We start from the raw sequence: 16141 nt of genomic DNA, 5'->3' as shown, positions 1-16141 counted from the left end.
CCGGCGTAGCGTCTGGAATGTCCCGTTCTCTTCCGCAGAAGGAGCCCGCCCATGGGGATCTTCGACAAGTTCAAGGATCAGGCCCAGGACAAGGCGAAGGACATTTCCGACTCCGTCGGTGATGAGATCGACGAGAAGACCGGCGGCAAGTACGCCGACAAGGTGGACCGGGCCCAGCAGAAGGTCGAGGAGGCCCTCGGCGCGGGCGACAGGAAGGACGACCCGGCGCCCTGACCCGCACCCGGTTCCCTACGGGTCCCACCCGGGCCGCGCCCTGCGCGCGCCCGGTGCACACCCGGTGCGCGCCCCACGCGTGACCGGTGCACGCCCGATGCACGAGAACCCCCTGGTACTCCCGCCCGCGAGGCCGATCCGTTCGGCCTCGCGGGCGGTGTGTTGCCCCCGGCGGTGCGCTCCCCCGCCGGTCGGGCTCCGGGGTCTCCCCCCCCCTCGTACCTAGCCCAGGATCGTCGTCAGGAACTCGCCCGTCCACGCCAGCAGTTCCCGGCCCACCACCGGCTTTCCGCCGATCTTCCCCGTCGTCGGCCGCGGCACCAGGATCTGGTGCGCGGTCGCCTTGATGACCGTCCGCGGGTACAGCCGCTTCAGCCGCAGCTCCTGCGACTCCCGCAGCTCCACCGGCGCGAACCTGATGTTCGGGCCCTGGAGGACGATCTCGCCGACCCCGCACGCCCGCGCCAGCATCCGCAGGCCGGCGACCAGCAGCAGGTTCTCCACCGGCTCCGGCAACTTGCCGTACCGGTCGGTGAGTTCCTCGCGCACGGCGGCGATGTCGGCCTCCGTGTTCGCGGCGGCGATCGACCGGTAGGCCTGCAGACGCAGCCGCTCGCCCGGCGCGTAGTCGTGCGGAACGTGCGCGTCCACCGGCAGTTCGATCTTCACCTCCAGCGGCGCTTCCTCCTCCTCGCCGCCCTCGACGGCCGCCCGGTAGTCGGCCACCGCCTCGCCGACCATCCGGATGTAGAGGTCGAAGCCGACGCCCGCGATGTGCCCGGACTGCTCGCCGCCGAGCAGGTTGCCCGCGCCGCGGATCTCCAGGTCCTTCATCGCCACGTACATGCCCGCACCCATCTCGGTGTGCTGGGCGATGGTCGCCAGGCGCTCGTGCGCGGTCTCCGTCAGCGGCTTCTCCGGCGGGTACAGGAAGTACGCGTAACCGCGCTCGCGGCCACGGCCGACCCGGCCGCGCAGCTGGTGCAGCTGGGAGAGGCCGAAGTTGTCGCCGCGCTCCACGATCAGCGTGTTGGCGTTGGAGATGTCGATGCCGGACTCGACGATCGTCGTCGACACCAGCACGTCGAACTTCTTCTCCCAGAAGTCGACGACGACCTGTTCGAGGGCCGTCTCCGACATCTGTCCGTGCGCGGTCGCGATGCGCGCCTCGGGCACGATCTCGCGCAGCTTGGCCGCCGCGCGGTCGATCGACTCGACCCGGTTGTGGATGTAGAAGACCTGCCCCTCGCGCAGGAGTTCACGGCGGACCGCCGCGCCGATCTGCTTCTCCTCGTAGGGACCGACGAAGGTGAGCACCGGGTGGCGCTCCTCCGGCGGGGTGGTGATGGTCGACATCTCGCGGATGCCGGTGACCGCCATCTCCAGGGTGCGCGGGATCGGCGTCGCGGACATCGTCAGGACGTCCACGTTGGCACGCAGCTTCTTCAGCTGCTCCTTGTGCTCGACGCCGAACCGCTGCTCCTCGTCGACGATGACCAGGCCCAGGTCCTTGAACTTCGTCTCCTGCGAGAACAGCCGGTGGGTACCGATGACGAGGTCGACCGACCCGTCCTTCAGCCCGGCCAGCGTGGCCTTGGACTCGGTGTCGGTCTGGAAGCGCGACAGCGCCCGTACGTTGACGGGGAACTGGGCGTAGCGCTCGGTGAAGGTCCCGTAGTGCTGCTGCACGAGGAGGGTCGTGGGCACCAGGACGGCGACCTGCTTGCCGTCCTGGACCGCCTTGAACGCGGCCCGCACCGCGATCTCCGTCTTGCCGTAACCCACGTCGCCGCAGATCAGCCGGTCCATCGGCACCGACTTCTCCATGTCCTCCTTCACCTCGGCGATGGTGGACAGCTGGTCGGGCGTCTCCGCGTACGGGAAGGCGTCCTCCAGCTCGCGCTGCCAGGGGGTGTCGGGGCCGAAGGTGTGGCCGGGGGCCGCCATCCGCGCGCTGTACAGCTTGATCAGGTCGGCGGCGATCTCCTTGACGGCCTTCTTGGCGCGCGCCTTCGTCTTGGTCCAGTCGGCGCCGCCGAGCCGGTGCAGCGTCGGGGCCTCGCCGCCGACGTACTTGGTGACCTGCTCCAGCTGGTCGGTGGGGATGTACAGCCGGTCGCCGGGCTGGCCGCGCTTGGCGGGCGCGTACTCGACGAGCAGGTACTCGCGGGTGGCGCCCTGGACCGTGCGCTGCACCATCTCGATGTAGCGGCCCACGCCGTGCTGCTCGTGCACGATGAAGTCGCCGACCTGGAGGGTGAGCGGGTCGATGGACTTGCGGCGCCTGGCCGGCATCCGGCCGAGTTCCTTGGCGGCGGTGCGCTGGCCGGTCAGGTCGGTCTCGGTGAGGACGGCGAGCTGCAGTACCGGGTCGACGAAGCCGTTGTCGAGCGAGCCGCAGGCGACGTGCACGACGTTCGGGGAGATCTCGGCGAGGTCCGCGTCGAGGCGGGCGGCGATGCCCTCGCCGGAGAGCACCTCGACCGTGCGGGACGCGGGGCCGTGCCCCTCGGTGACGAACACGGTCCGCCAGCCGTCGGACAGCCAGCCCTTGGTGTCGGCGAGCGCCTTCGCGGTGTCGCCCCGGTACATCTCGGGGGCGTGCATGCCCAGCTTGAGGGTGTCCTCCTCCAGGTCCGCGTCGTCGGCCGCGAACGGGGACACCGACCACCACATCATGCCCAGCTCGCGGGCCCGGTCGCGGACGTCGGCGATGCCCCACAGCGAGGCCGCGCCGACGTCGATGGGGGCCTCGCCGCCGCCCGCGGTGGCCGCCCAGGACGCCTGGAGGAACTCCTGGCTGGTCGCGACGAGGTCGGCGGCCCTGGTCCGTACCCGCTCGGGGTCGCAGACGACCGCCATCGAGCCCTCGGGGAGGACGTCGAGCAGCAGCTCCATGTCGTCGACCAGGACCGGAGCGAGGGACTCCATGCCCTCCACCGCGATGCCCTCGGCGATCTTGTTCAGGAGTTCGCCCAGCTCGGGGTGGGCCTCGGCGAGCGCGGCGGCCTTCTGCCGGACGTCGTCGGTGAGCAGCAGCTCGCGGCACGGGGGCGCCCAGACGCCGTGCTCGGCGACCTCCAGGGAGCGCTGGTCGGCGACCTTGAAGTAGCGGATCTCCTCGACGTCGTCGCCCCAGAACTCCACGCGCAGCGGGTGTTCCTCGGTGGGCGGGAACACGTCCAGGATGCCGCCGCGGACCGCGAACTCGCCGCGCTTCTCGACCAGTTCCACCCGGGAGTACGCGGCTGCCGCGAGCGCCTCGGTGAGCTGTCCGAGGTCGGCGCTGGTCCCGGACCTGATGGACACGGGCTCCAGCTCGCCCAGGCCCTTGACCTGCGGCTGGAGCACGGAACGCACCGGTGCGACGATCACGGCGACCGGGCCCGCCGCCGGGTCGTCCTTGCTGGGGTGGGCGAGACGGCGCAGTACGGCGAGCCGGCGGCCCACGGTGTCCGAGCGCGGCGAGAGCCGCTCGTGCGGCAGCGTCTCCCAGGAGGGGAACTCCGCCACCGAGTCCTCGGGCAGCAGTGTGCGCAGGGTCGCCGCCAGCTCCTCGGCCTCCCGGCCGGTCGCGGTGACGGCCAGCACCGGGCGCCCGGCGTCCCTGGCGAGGGCCGCAAGCGCGAAGGGGCGGGCGGCGGCGGGCCCGACCAGGTCGACGTGCATGCGGTTGCCGTCGACCGCGGCCTTCACCGCTTCGGCGAGCGCCGCGTCTCTTACCACTGCATCCAGCAGGCCGTGCAGGCTCATGAAAGCTTCCGTCCGAACGCGTAAGAACTCAGGTGTGGCCGCGCAGGTGGCACCGGGCCTGGCCGGAGCGGGCAACGCGAGCCGCCCGACACGTCTCACGGGCCGGGGGTCTCCCAGCCTACGACGCCGGGCCGCTGGGCGCTGGCGGAGTGGGGCCGGGGCCGCCCTCCCCGGGTACGGGACCGGGGGCGTCCGGGGCGGGGTCGTGCGGCTCCGCCGGGGGCCGCCCCCTTGCCCGCCCGTTCCGCCCCCGGGGGCGGCCCCGCCGCCCGAGGGGACGGCGGCGGCCCCGCCGCCCGAGGGGCGGGGCCGGGGGCTACTCGGTGGCGATGGCGTTCAGCACGTTCATCCGGCCCGCCCGGAACGCCGGGACCAGCGCGGCCAGCAGACCGACCAGCGCGGAGGCCGCGAAGACCGTGAGGATCGTCGCCCAGGGGATCTCCAGGACGGCCATCCCCTCCAGCGCGAGGAGCTTCTGGGCCGCGGTCCCCCAGGCGAGACCGAGACCGAGGCCGAGCAGGGCGCCGAAGAGGGCGATGACCACCGATTCGAGGCGGATCATACGGCGCAGCTGGCGGCGGGAGAGCCCGATGGCGCGCATCAGGCCGATCTCCCGGGTCCGCTCGACGACGGACAGGGCGAGGGTGTTCACGACGCCGAGCACGGCGACGACCACGGCCAGCGCGAGCAGCCCGTAGACGATGTTGAGCAGCTGGTCGATCTGGGCCCGCAGGTCCTCCTTGTAGTCGGTGGAGTTGAGCACCCGGTACTGCGGGTACGGGGCGAGGGCCGCCTTCAGCGACGCGTACGCCGCGTCCGCCCGCCCGTCGGCGGCCTTCGCGAAGACCGTGCTGTCCTGCGGCATCCGGTCGGCGGGGATGTGGCCGGACGCGGTGGCCAGGGAGAGGTACATCGCGCCCTTGTCGACGTTGACGTCGTCCGAGGTGATCGCCGCGACGGTGAGCGGCACGCTCTTCCCGCCGGGGAAGGCAACCGTCAGCCGGTCGCCGACCTTCACCCCGCGCTGCTTCGCGTAGTCCTCGCCGACCGACATCGCCTGCGGCCCGTACGCCGCCGCCAGGTCGCCCGCGACCGTCTCGCGCCGCAGGTCCCGCATGTACGAGGGGTCGGTGGCGGACAGGGCCTTGCGCTCCGCCGTGCCGTCGGGGGCGGTCACCTTCGCGTCGACCACCTTGTAGTGGGTGAGGCGGGCGACCCCTTCGGCCCGCGCGAGCGCCGCCTGCGCCTGCGGCAGTACGGGCTGGCCGTTGCTCGACCGTACGGTGAAGTCGGCGCCCACGGAGCGGTCCAGCTCGTCGGTGGCGGAGGCGACCATCGAGGAGGCCCCGACCGACAGGCAGGCCACCAGGGCGAGCCCGATCATCAGCGCGGAGCCGGTCGCTCCGGTACGTCGCGGGTTACGGAGCGCGTTGCGCTCGGCCATCCGCCCGACGGGCCCGAAGACCCGCAGCACCACGGCGCTGATCGCCCTGACGACGAACGACACCAGCAGCGGCCCGACGGCCACGAACCCGACGAGGGTCAGCACCACACCGCCGCCGAAGAACACGGCGCCGTCACCGGCCGTGGCGGAGCGCGCGCCCAGGTAGAGCCCGGCGCCGCCGAGCAGCGACAGCAGCACGCCCGTCACGGCCCTGATCCGGCCGGACCTGCCGTCCACGGGCGTCCCGGAGTCGCGCAGGGCGGCCATCGGGGACACCTTGCCGGCCCGGCGGGCCGGGAGGTGGGCGGCGACGACGGTGACGACGACACCGAGCACCAGACCGATGACGGGGGTGGTCCACCGCAGCGTCAGGTCGTCGGTGGCCAGCTTCATGCCGACGGAGCTCATGAACTGCATCAGGCCGACGGCCAGCCCCACGCCCACCCCGACGCCCAGCACCGAGCCGGCCACGCCGAGCAGCAGCGCCTCCAGCAGCACCGACCGGTTGACCTGCCGGCGGCTGGAGCCGAGCGCCCGCATCAGCCCGATCTCCCGGGTGCGCTGGGCGACCAGCATCGAGAAGGTGTTGACGATGAGGAAGACGCCGACCAGCAGGGCGACCCCGGCGAAGCCGAGCATCGCGTACTTCATCACGTCGAGGAACGAGCCGAGGTCGCTCTTGTTCTCCGCCGCGGACTCCGCCTTGGTGAGGATCTTGTACTCGCCGGCGGCGGTGCCGGTGGTGCCCGTGCCGCCGGCGCCCAGGACCGCACCGACCCTGCTCTTCAGCTGCTCGTCGGAGATACCGGGGGCGGCGGTGACGTTGATGCCGGTGTAGCGGCCGGTGGCGCCGAGCAGTTCGCGCTGTGCGGTGCGCTCGTCGTAGAAGACGACGGTGGCACCGGGGTTGGTGCTGCGGAAGGAGGCGATGCCGCTGATCCGGGCGGTGAAGTCGCCGGTGACGGCGATGGTGCGCAGCGCGTCGCCCAGCTTCAGGCCGTGCTTGTCCGCGGTGTCGGCGTCGACCATGACCTCGGTCGGCCCGCGCGGGGCGTGCCCGGAGGTGATGTCCATGGAGCGGGCGTCACCGGCGGACCAGCTGCCGGCGATGGTGGGGGCGCCGGTGTCGGGGCCCATGTTCTTGTTGGCGCTGTTGACGACGGTCACCGACATGCTGCTGACCGTGCCCTCCGCCTCCTTCACCCCGTCGGTCCCGGCGACCGTGCGCACCGCGGCGGCGGGCAGGGTGAGCGGGCGGCCGGAGTTCGCCGCGGACTCGTCGCCCTTCTCCGCCTTCGGCGCGACGGAGACATCGGCCGCGGTGGTGGCGAAGAGCTTGTCGAAGGTGGTGTTCATGGTGTCGGTGAAGACCAGCGTCCCGCAGACGAAGCCCACCGAGAGCAGGACCGCGACGGCGGAGAGCGCCATGCGTCCCTTGTGCGCGAAGAAGTTGCGCATCGAGGTCTTCCACACGGTCATGACGTCCGCCCCCGCTCCGGCGCGACGGGCGTGCCGCGGCCCGCCTCGGACAGGGAGAGCATCCTGTCCAGCACCCGCTCGGCGGTGGGGCGGCGCATCTCGTCGACGATCCGCCCGTCCGCGAGGTACAGCACCCGGTCCGCGTAGGCGGCGGCGACCGGGTCGTGGGTGACCATCACGATGGTCTGGCCCAGCTCGTCCACGGAACGGCGCAGGAAGGACAGCACCTCCGCGCCCGCCCGGGAGTCGAGGTTGCCGGTCGGCTCGTCACCGAAGATGATCTCCGGCCGGGCGGCCAGCGCCCGTGCCACCGCGACCCGTTGCTGCTGGCCGCCGGAGAGTTCGGTCGGCCGGTGCTTCAGCCGGTCGGCGAGCCCGACGGTCTCCACCACCTGCTCCAGCCAGCCGGCGTCGGGGCGGCGGCCCGCGATGTCCATGGGCAGGGTGATGTTCTCGATCGCGTTCAGCGTCGGCAGCAGGTTGAAGGCCTGGAAGATGAAGCCGACCCGGTCCCTGCGCAACCGGGTGAGCTGCTTGTCCCTGAGCCCGGTCAGCTCGGTGTCCGCGAGGAAGATCTCCCCCGAGGTCACCGTGTCGAGCCCGGCCAGGCAGTGCATCAGGGTCGACTTGCCGGACCCGGAGGGGCCCATGATCGCCGTGTACTCGCCGCGCGCCATGTCGACGTCGACGTGGTCGAGCGCCACGACCCGCGTCTCCCCCGCCCCGTACGCCTTGACGACCTGCCGCCCCCGGGCGGCAACGGCCGTACGCCCACCCGTGCCCCCGTGCGGGGATACGCCCACTGCCGTTGTCATACCAAGTCCCCTTATTCGGTCCCGTAGTTACCCGTAAGACCAAGCTAAGGAAATTCCCCGCGAGCCACCTCGCCCTGCGGTACGAAGCACGTCTCCACCCCAGTAGGGGAAACCCCTGCAAGCCCCTCAACCCGTGGGTGGAGCGCGTCTCGGGGGCCCCTCCACCCCTTCTGCACCCTCCCCCGCCCGACCTGCGGGTGAGACGCTGTGCCGAGCAAATACGTGCAGAGGGAAGGGATTTCGGTGGAAGGCAGCGGGAGCGGCGGCGCACCAACGGAACGGCCGGGAGACATACCGCCGCGGAAGGACCGGCGCGGCCCCGTGGTCGCCGCCCTCATGCTGGGCATGGCGCTCGCCGCGCTCGACGGCACGATCGTCTCCACCGCGGTGCCGCAGATCGTCGGCGACCTCGGCGGGTTCACGGTCTTCTCCTGGCTGTTCTCCGGCTATCTGCTGGCCGTCACCGTCACCCTCCCCGTGTACGGCAAGCTGTCCGACACCTTCGGCCGCAAGCCGGTCCTGATCACCGGCATCGCGCTCTTCCTCGTCGGCTCCGTGCTCTGCGCACTCGCCTGGAACATGCCGGCCCTGATCGCCTTCCGCATCGTGCAGGGCCTGGGCGGCGGCGCCATCCAGGGCACCGTCCAGACCATCGCCGCCGACCTCTACCCGCTGAAGGAACGGCCCAGGATCCAGGCCAGGCTGTCCACGGTGTGGGCGGTGTCGGCGGTCGCGGGCCCGGTGGTGGGCGGACTGCTCGCCGGGTACGCCGACTGGCGGTGGATCTTCCTCATCAACCTTCCCGTCGGCGCGGTCGCGATGTGGCTGATCGCCAAGCACCTGCACGAACCCGAACGGGAGGGCGCCGGCGGCGGCTCGGGCGGGCGGGAGGGGTCCGCCGCGCCCGCGCGTTCACGTATCGACTGGCCCGGCGCGCTCGCCGTGTTCGCCTGCGGCGGGCTGCTGCTGACGGCGCTGGTGCAGGGCGGCGTGGTCTGGCCGTGGCTCTCCGCCCCGTCGCTGGCACTGTTCGCGGCGAGCGCGGTGCTGGTCGTGGTCGTCGTGGTGGTCGAACGGCGGGCGGCCGAGCCCATCATCCCCGGCTGGGTGTGGCGGCGCCGCACGATCGCCGCGGTGAACATCGCGCTGGGCGCGCTCGGCCTGCTGATGGTCGCCCCGACCGTCTTCCTGCCGACGTACGCCCAGTCGGTACTGGGGCTCGACCCGACGGCGGCCGGGTTCGTGCTGTCGATCATGACGCTGAGCTGGCCGGTGTCCGCGGCGCTGAGCCAGCACGTCTACCGCAGGATCGGCTTCCGCCGCACGGCGATGGTGGGCATCTCGCTGGCCACGCTGATCCTGCTGGCCTTCCCCCTGCTCCCCTTCCCCGGCGAGGCCTGGCAACCGGCCCTGATCATGCTGCTGCTGGGGGCCGCGCTCGGACTGTTCCAGCTGCCGCTGATCGTGGGGGTGCAGTCGACGGTCGGCTGGTCGGAGCGGGGTACGGCGACGGCGTCGATCCTCTTCTGCCGGCAGCTGGGGCAGAGCGTGGGGGCGGCGCTGTTCGGCGCGGTGGCGAACGCGACGCTGGCCTCCCGGCTGGCCGGGGCGCCGGAGGGAATCCGGGGAGGGCTGCCGGGCGACCTGGACTCGGTCTCCCACGCCCTCACCGACCCGGCGTCCGCACTGCCGCCGGCGGCGGCGGACTACCTGCGCCGGGCCGTCGACACGGCGGTCGACCACGTCTACGTGGGCGCGGCGGCAGCGGGCGCCCTCGCCCTGCTCGCCCTGCTGGTCCTGGCCCCCCGCCGCTTCCCGGTCCTCCCGGACCCCACGTCCCCCGCCACCCCCCACCGAAACCACTCCACCACCCCGGACCCCGGCTAAGCCCCTCCAGGGGCGCCGGGAACCGCGCGAGCAACCCACTCACCCCCACACCCCCTCACCCCTCCGCCGCCGTCCTCCCCGTCAGCCCCGCCAAGCTGCTGCGCACATGCGCCATGTGCGCCTGCACTTCCTCCCGCTCCTCCTCGTGCTCCCTGAGCACCCGCTCCGTCTCCCGCTCGACCCGCTCCTCCCGCACCCGCGCCTCCGCGACGATCTCCGCGCTGCGCGCCTCCGCGTCCTCCTGGCGGTGGCGGGCCGCCTCGCCCGCCTCCGCCAGCGCCTTCTTCGCGTCCCCGAGGACCGCCTCCGCCCGTGCCGTCAGCACCGCGAACCGCTCGTCCTCCGCCGCCTCCCGGGCGGCGATCTCCCGCTCCTCGGTGTCCCACCGGTCCGCCTGGTCCTTCTGGAGGTCCGCCAGGATGCCGTCGGTGCGGCGGCGCATCTCCTCCAGCGCGGCAGCCGCCTCCGCCCGCCACCGCTCGGCGTCCGCACGCGCCCCGGACCGCGTCCCGTCCGCCTCCGCGCGGGCCTCGGTCAGCACCCGGTGGGCCGCCTCCTCCGCCGCCGCGCGCAGCCGGTCCGAGGCCGCCCGCGCCTCGTCCCGCGTGTCGTGCGCCGCCCGGCCCGCCGCGTCCCCGACCGCCGCCGCCTCGGCCGCCGCGGTATCCCGCAGCTCGTACGCCTGCTCCTCGGTCAGCGCCAGGATCGAGCGGGCCCGCCCGCCCAGCGACTCGTACGTCTGCGGGGCCAGCCGTGCCACCCGCTCCCGCAGTGCGTCGGCCTCCGCGTCCAGTTCGTTGGCGAGCACCGTCAGCCGGGCAGCCCGCTCCCAGGCGTCGTCGCGCTCCTGGAACAGTGCGGCGATCCGGTGATCCACCTGCTCGGGGCGGTAGCCGCGGCCCCGCGCCCTGGTGAAGCCATGGGGTGACGTCGACGCGTTCATCCTTGTTTCCCCTTACTCCGTCTCCGCAGGAACTCCGGCACATCCTGATGGACTGGACTCCAGTGTCCATAACGCGACACTCCACCGGAAAAGCGCCCCCGCCACGGCATGCGAAAGGCCGGGTCACCGACCCCGTTCCAGGGATCGGCGACCCGGCCTCGTACCGGTCGCCCGGACGGTCAGCGCGCGGGCCCGGCTACAGCAGCCCGTCCCACATCTGCTCCAGCAGCACCGACCACCAGTTCTCCGGCGACGCCAGCGCCGCCGGGTCGAGGGCGGCCAGCTGCGCCTGGAAGTCGACGGTCCAGCGGCCCGCCTGCTCGGGGTTCAGCCCGAACCTCAGCCGCCACATCCGGCCCAGCAGAGCCAGCGAGCGTACGAACTCGGGCAGCCCGGTGTTCACGAACTGCGGCGGCGCCGGCTGCCCGCCGGGACCCCCCTCCACCGGCACGGCCACGATGTTCGCCGTCCCGTACTGGACACAGATCGCCCGCCCGAAGTCCGAACCCATGACTAGGTACGACCCCGCGTCCGAGGCCGGCTGCACCCCGCGCTGCTGCGCCAGCTCCGCGAGCGTCGGCACCGGCTGGCCCGGCACCGCCTGCGCCCAGAAGAACGGACCGAAGTCGACCGGCAGCCCGGCCCACATCAGCGTCACCGCCACGGCCTCCGGCACACCCTGGCGCGACACCGCGCCCTGGTCGAACCGGAAGATCGCCTGCGGCCCGAACGCCGAGGCCAGCTCGTGCGCGACACCCTCCGGCGGAACCGGCGGGATCTGCGGCAGCTGGCTCGGGTGCGGCAGCGGCGCCCGCACCGGAGCGGGCCGCGCGGGCCCGTCCGCGACCTGGTGCAGCTCGCCCTGGTGGGTCAGCAGATGCTGCATGCCCTGCTGACGCGAGGCGTGATCGGTGCCGTACGGGGCGACGCTGGTGATCCGCACCTGCGGCCAGGTCTCCCGGATCATGCGCGCGCAGTAGCCGCCCGGCAGCTCGCAGGACGCCAGCTCCGTGTGCAGCTCCAGCACCTGCTGCGGCGGCACCTGCATCGCCCGCAGCTCGTGCAGCATCTGCCACTCCGGGTGCGGGGTGCCGGGCGCCGAGCGGCGGATCAGCTGCTGCTCGGAACCGTCCTGCGCGCGGTAGCGCAGCACGGCCTGGTACCCCGGGCCGACCGTGGGCAGCCCGGACGGCTGCTGCGGCGGATAGCCGTACGCGGGAGGCGGCTGATGCGCCTGGTGCGGCTGCGGCGGAGGCATGTGGGGCGGCGGCATGTTCGGCGGCGGCGTGTGCTGCCCGTGCGGCGGCGGCATGGCCCCGGGCGCACCGGGAGCACCCGGGGCGCCGGGCGGGCCGGGCGGCTGCGGAGCGCCGGGAATGCCCTGGCCTCCGTGGCTGGGCGGGGACAGCATCGTCGCGGCCTGGTGCACACCACCGGGAGCCGCTCCTGGTGCCCCTGGGGCACCAGGAGCACCGGGCGCACCAGGGGCGCCGGGCGGACCGGGCGGCTGCGGCGCACCGGGCACACCCTGACCACCATGACTCGGCGGAGACAACATCGTCGCCGCATGGTGCACACCACCACCGGGCGGCGGAGTCGCCCCCGGACCCGCAGGAGCACCCGGAGCACCAGGCGCACCAGGCGCACCGGGCGGACCCGGCGGCTGCGGCGCACCCGGGCCGCCGGGCGCGCCCTCGTTGCCGAGGTGCGGAACCATCGCCGTCGGTACGTAGCCCCCGGCCGGCGCCCCCGGGGCTCCCGGGCCGGACGACGGCGTACCCGCACCGTGCCGGGCCCCCGGCGTACCGGGAGCGCCGGGCGGCGGCGGGGTGGACGGGCCCCCGCCCCGGCGGGCACCGGGCGGCAGGGTGGCCTTGCTGGTCGCCGCGTCGGCGATGTCCTCGGCACCGGACGAAGGCCCGGAACGGCCCGGCGCACCGGGACCACCAGGTCCCCCGGGCGCACCGGAGGGACCCTGCGCACCGGGCGCACCGGCGCCCGGCTGCGGGGCCGACGGGTCCGGCACCGCGGGTGCCACGGCCGTGCTCGGCAGCTGGCTGCCGCCCTGGAGCAGCGAGGTCTTGGCCTCCGGGCCGATCCCGGGCGGCGGGGTGTCGTCGTCGTCCGTCCCGACGAGCGGCGGCGCGAACATGGTGGCGGGCAGCGGAACGCCGCCCGCGTCGGAGTTGGTGTCGGTACCGGCCCACGGCGTCGCGCCCGCGGGCGGCGCACCGGCCGTACCGGCGGCCCCCGGAGCCCCACCCGTACCGGAGCTAGGAGCGGAACCCGGCGCCGAGGCCGGAACCCCGTCGGAGGCCGTCGGCTCGTACTCGGCGGAGGCGTCCGAGCCCGCCGCCGGCCACGGCGTCACCACCGGCTCGGGCGCGGAACCGGAACCGGGCCGGGCACCCGCGCCGGCACCGGAGGACCCCGAACCGTCCGAGGCGTCGGAGCCGCCCGACCGCCGGTCCGGAATCCCGATCTTGTCCGCCGCCTCCTGCAGCCACTCCGGAGGCGTCAGCAGGAAGGACGTCTGCTGCAGATCGACCCGCTGCGGCGCCGGAGCGGGCGCCTGCGGTTCGCTCGCGGAGCTTCCGTACTCCTCCTCGTACCGGCGGATCACCTCGCCGACCGGCATCTCCGGCCACAGCGTGGCCTCCCCGCTGTCGCGGGCGACGACCAGGCGCTGCCGACCGCCGTCGGAGACCGGGCCGTTCTCCCGGTCCTGTGCCCACACCACGAATCCGAGGTCGAACTCCCGCACCCGCACCTCCCGGTGCTGGTACGCGGGCACGTCCCCGTTGACCCACTCGTCGCCACGTTCCTGAGCCTGCGCGAAAGTCACCATCGGACACTCACCCCTCGTCCGAGACCGCGACGGCGTGCGCGAAGCCGCCGTCCACCATCAGATCCGCCACCGTCTGCAGCTCCGGCGGGCTGCCCGCCAGCCGCTGCAGGAAGTCGTCGAAGTCCTCGCCGCAGGGCAGCAGCAGCCGCTCCACCCGCTCCTGCACCGACCAGCCGTCCTGGTCGCGCGCGTCGTCGTACGCGCAGAACCACACCGATCCGGTCCGCTCGCCGCGCACCTTCACGGCGAGGATCCCGCCCTGGACGAAGGTGACGCCGAGATAGTCCTTGGTGAGGTGATCGCGCAGACACTTGTTGACGTACACGAGGTCGTTGACCCCGGCCTCGTCGCGCACCGTGAAGAACGGCTGGTCCACCAGCAGCCCCAGCTCCGGGTCGAGCGCCGCCCCGACGGGCGCGCACCCGCCCGCCGCCTTCAGGAAGGAGCGGTAGGCGCCGGGCAGCCGGTAGCCCAGGTCCTCCTCCACGCCCAGCACCTGGCTCTCGGAGACGGCCACGGCGCCCTTCGGCAGCCCGAAGTGGACGGGGCGGGTCTCCTGGAGCGGGCGCGTCCCGCGCTTGTCCTGGTCCACGGCCGTCGTCGCGAGCCCGCCGTGGTGACGCAGCAGTGCCTTCACCTCCACCGGAACGAGCTGCATCCGACGGGTGTACGGCACGTGGTGCCAGGTCCAGCCGTGCGGGGTGGCCACCGGGTCCAGGGTCTCCCACAGCTCGTGGCCCTCGGCGTGCAGCGCGGCGTTGGCGGACACGTAGTCGGTCAGCCGCAGCTCGTCCACGCCGAAGCCCTCGGGGGGCTCGGCGATCTCGGCGGCGGCGCGCGCGTACGGCGTGAAGACCGGGTGACCGTCCGCGTCCACCCGCACACCGTGGGGGTGGCGGGCGGCACGGACCGGGTCCGGGAAGTTCACGAGCTGCCCTGCGTAGGCCGCGTTCGGCGGCGCGGTGTTGCCCCGGCCCTGCGGGCCCGGAGGTGCCCCCTGCCCGAGCCGACCTGTCGTCATGGCGGTTGCCCCCTGCTGCGTCTGGCTGATTCACCACAGCCTATGCGGTGGTGCAACAGGGGGTCCTGCCCGTGGACGGCCGCCGCGACGCCCGCGCGGCGAACCCGTGACGGGCGGTCCACCCCCGGTTCACGGGCGGTCACCCGCACCCGCCCCAGCACCCCACCCACACCTCATCCACACCCCCGGTCCACGCCATCCGCACCCGGCCGTTCGTCCCGTCCGATGCGGGGGACTCGCCCGAACCAGTGCCCCAGCTTCCGCACGACCGGGCACATTTGGCAGGCTGTCCCCCGCAACTCGGGGGATTGCAGGGAGGGAACGCACCACCATGCACACTGCACAAACAGGAAAACCGCCCGCACTGGCGACAATGCGGACAACGGGGACGGCGAACATCACAGGAACGGCAGGGGCGACGAGAACTCCGGCGGCGACCACCGGCACGGGCGCGGGCACCGCGACCGGCCGGCCGTCGGCGACCGCGACGGCACCCGCACCGGAGCCCTCGGACGCCCGTCCCGGGAACAGCACTCCCCAGGACACCCGCTCCGGAAACCGGACCCCCGCCGACCACACCGCCGCACCCGCGCCCCGGAACCCGGACCGGCCCCGGACCCCGGCCACCGCCGAGGCCGCCCCCGGCGACCCCCGCCTCAGCTGGAGCAGCACCGCGGCCGACCACCCGCCGCCCGCACTCCTGCACCGCCGCGACGGCATACTGCCCGCCGTCGCCGCCGCCCTCTCCGTACGCGGCGCCGACACCCTCACCTGCACCGCGGGCAAGGCCGACCAGCCACCCGTACTGCACCCCCTGGTCCAGGACTTCCTGGACACCCTCACCAGCGGCCAGCGCACCCGCTTCACCGGCCGCTGCCCCGAGGCGATCCTGCTCTCCCGGCACCTCTCCGCCGCCGAACGGGGCCGCTCCAAGCGCGCCGCCCGCAAACCCCTCACCGCCAACGAGGCCCGCCGCTCCCTCAAGCACTCCAAGCTCACCGCCCGCCGCATCCGCGAGGACGGCGACCCGCTGCACGGCAGCTACGCCCCGCCGTGCCGCTCCTGCGCACCACTGCTCGCCCACTTCGGCGTACGCCCGGTGGACCCCACCGCCGAGAAGGGCTGACCCGCACCCCATGGCCGCCACCCACCACCAGCCCAACACCAGCACCACCCGCTTCCCCGTCGCGGTCGACGCCGCCCTGCGCGAGGCGGGCTGGCAGCCGGGGCGCTGGGACATAAAGCAGGCGGAGCACTGGGCCGACGTCCTGCGCGACCACGTCTCACCGGCCGGCCACCGGCACACCGTCTTCCCCGCGGCGGTCGAGGCCTGGGCCGAATTCGGCGGCCTGCACGTCAACCCGCCCGGCCACGGCCGCCAGATCGCCCCCACCCCGGTACTCCTCGACCCCCTGCACGGCCTCCACCTGGCCCGCACCTTCGCCGACCTCGGCCGTGCCCTCGACACCGAGGTCTGCCCGCTCGGCCAGGAGAACCACGCCACCGGCGAGGCCCACGCCACCCTCGCCATCGACACCGCCGGCCGCGTCTACAGCCTCGACCACACCGGCGACTGGTTCCTCGGCCACACCCTCGACCAGGCCCTCGCCACCCTCATCACCGGCACCCAGCCGCACCGCCTCACCACCGCCTGACCCCCCGCCGCCCCAGGGCCCACCGCCCACCGCGGCAGGACCGCAGAAGTCGCACGAAAAAG

The 16141-nt window shown here is 73.6% G+C and carries 9 protein-coding genes and 1 pseudogene; 4 read left to right on the top strand and 6 right to left on the bottom strand.

The window, feature by feature from the left end:
• Nucleotides 1-51: 51 nt before the first annotated feature.
• Nucleotides 52-234 (top strand): antitoxin, encoded by a 183-nt coding sequence (locus ACFYVL_RS11520; RefSeq protein WP_389243237.1) that lies wholly within the window; start codon nucleotides 52-54, stop codon nucleotides 232-234.
• A gap of 222 nt (nucleotides 235-456) precedes the next feature.
• On the opposite strand, the gene mfd is transcribed toward ACFYVL_RS11520, so the two are convergent.
• The 3 genes from mfd to ACFYVL_RS11505 form a co-directional block, all read right to left on the bottom strand.
• Nucleotides 457-3987 carry a transcription-repair coupling factor gene (gene mfd / locus ACFYVL_RS11515; protein WP_389243235.1) on the bottom strand — a complete coding sequence of 1177 codons (3531 nt, stop codon included), beginning with the start codon at nucleotides 3985-3987 and terminating at the stop codon, nucleotides 457-459.
• Nucleotides 3988-4303: 316 nt separating this feature from the next.
• Entirely contained in the window at nucleotides 4304-6910 is a 2607-nt protein-coding gene (locus tag ACFYVL_RS11510) for an ABC transporter permease (protein ID WP_389243233.1), read from the bottom strand.
• Nucleotides 6907-7725, bottom strand: a complete 819-nt coding sequence (locus ACFYVL_RS11505) for an ABC transporter ATP-binding protein (protein WP_389243231.1) — start codon at nucleotides 7723-7725, stop codon at nucleotides 6907-6909. Before ACFYVL_RS11505 ends, ACFYVL_RS11510 begins: the two co-directional genes overlap by 4 nt.
• A gap of 336 nt (nucleotides 7726-8061) precedes the next feature.
• Here ACFYVL_RS11505 and ACFYVL_RS11500 point away from each other — a divergent pair, with 336 nt between their 5' ends.
• Nucleotides 8062-9612 carry an MDR family MFS transporter gene (locus ACFYVL_RS11500; RefSeq protein WP_389243442.1) on the top strand — a complete coding sequence of 517 codons (1551 nt, stop codon included), beginning with the start codon at nucleotides 8062-8064 and terminating at the stop codon, nucleotides 9610-9612.
• Between the two features lie 55 nt (nucleotides 9613-9667).
• On the opposite strand, the gene ACFYVL_RS11495 is transcribed toward ACFYVL_RS11500, so the two are convergent.
• From ACFYVL_RS11495 to ACFYVL_RS11485, 3 genes are all read right to left on the bottom strand, one after another.
• A complete protein-coding gene (locus tag ACFYVL_RS11495) occupies nucleotides 9668-10555 on the bottom strand; it encodes a cellulose-binding protein (protein ID WP_389243229.1) in 888 nt (295 codons plus the stop codon).
• Between the two features lie 196 nt (nucleotides 10556-10751).
• On the bottom strand, nucleotides 10752-13403 hold the full coding sequence (locus tag ACFYVL_RS11490) for an SUKH-4 family immunity protein (protein ID WP_389243227.1): 2652 nt from the start codon (nucleotides 13401-13403) through the stop codon (nucleotides 10752-10754).
• Between the two features lie 7 nt (nucleotides 13404-13410).
• Entirely contained in the window at nucleotides 13411-14424 is a 1014-nt protein-coding gene (locus ACFYVL_RS11485; RefSeq protein ID WP_389243225.1) for an SMI1/KNR4 family protein, read from the bottom strand.
• A gap of 643 nt (nucleotides 14425-15067) precedes the next feature.
• Between ACFYVL_RS11485 and ACFYVL_RS11480 the strand changes: the two are divergent.
• Both ACFYVL_RS11480 and ACFYVL_RS11475 read left to right on the top strand, forming a co-directional pair.
• Nucleotides 15068-15550: pseudogene (locus ACFYVL_RS11480) on the top strand (YwqJ-related putative deaminase); the annotation flags it as partial.
• A gap of 10 nt (nucleotides 15551-15560) precedes the next feature.
• On the top strand, nucleotides 15561-16079 hold the full coding sequence (locus ACFYVL_RS11475; RefSeq protein WP_389243223.1) for an SUKH-3 domain-containing protein: 519 nt from the start codon (nucleotides 15561-15563) through the stop codon (nucleotides 16077-16079).
• Nucleotides 16080-16141 lie beyond the last annotated feature (62 nt).

This window comes from Streptomyces sp. NPDC004111 (assembly GCF_042874215.1).
GTDB lineage: Bacteria > Actinomycetota > Actinomycetes > Streptomycetales > Streptomycetaceae > Streptomyces.
This window is presented reverse-complemented; position numbering and strand designations above follow the sequence as displayed.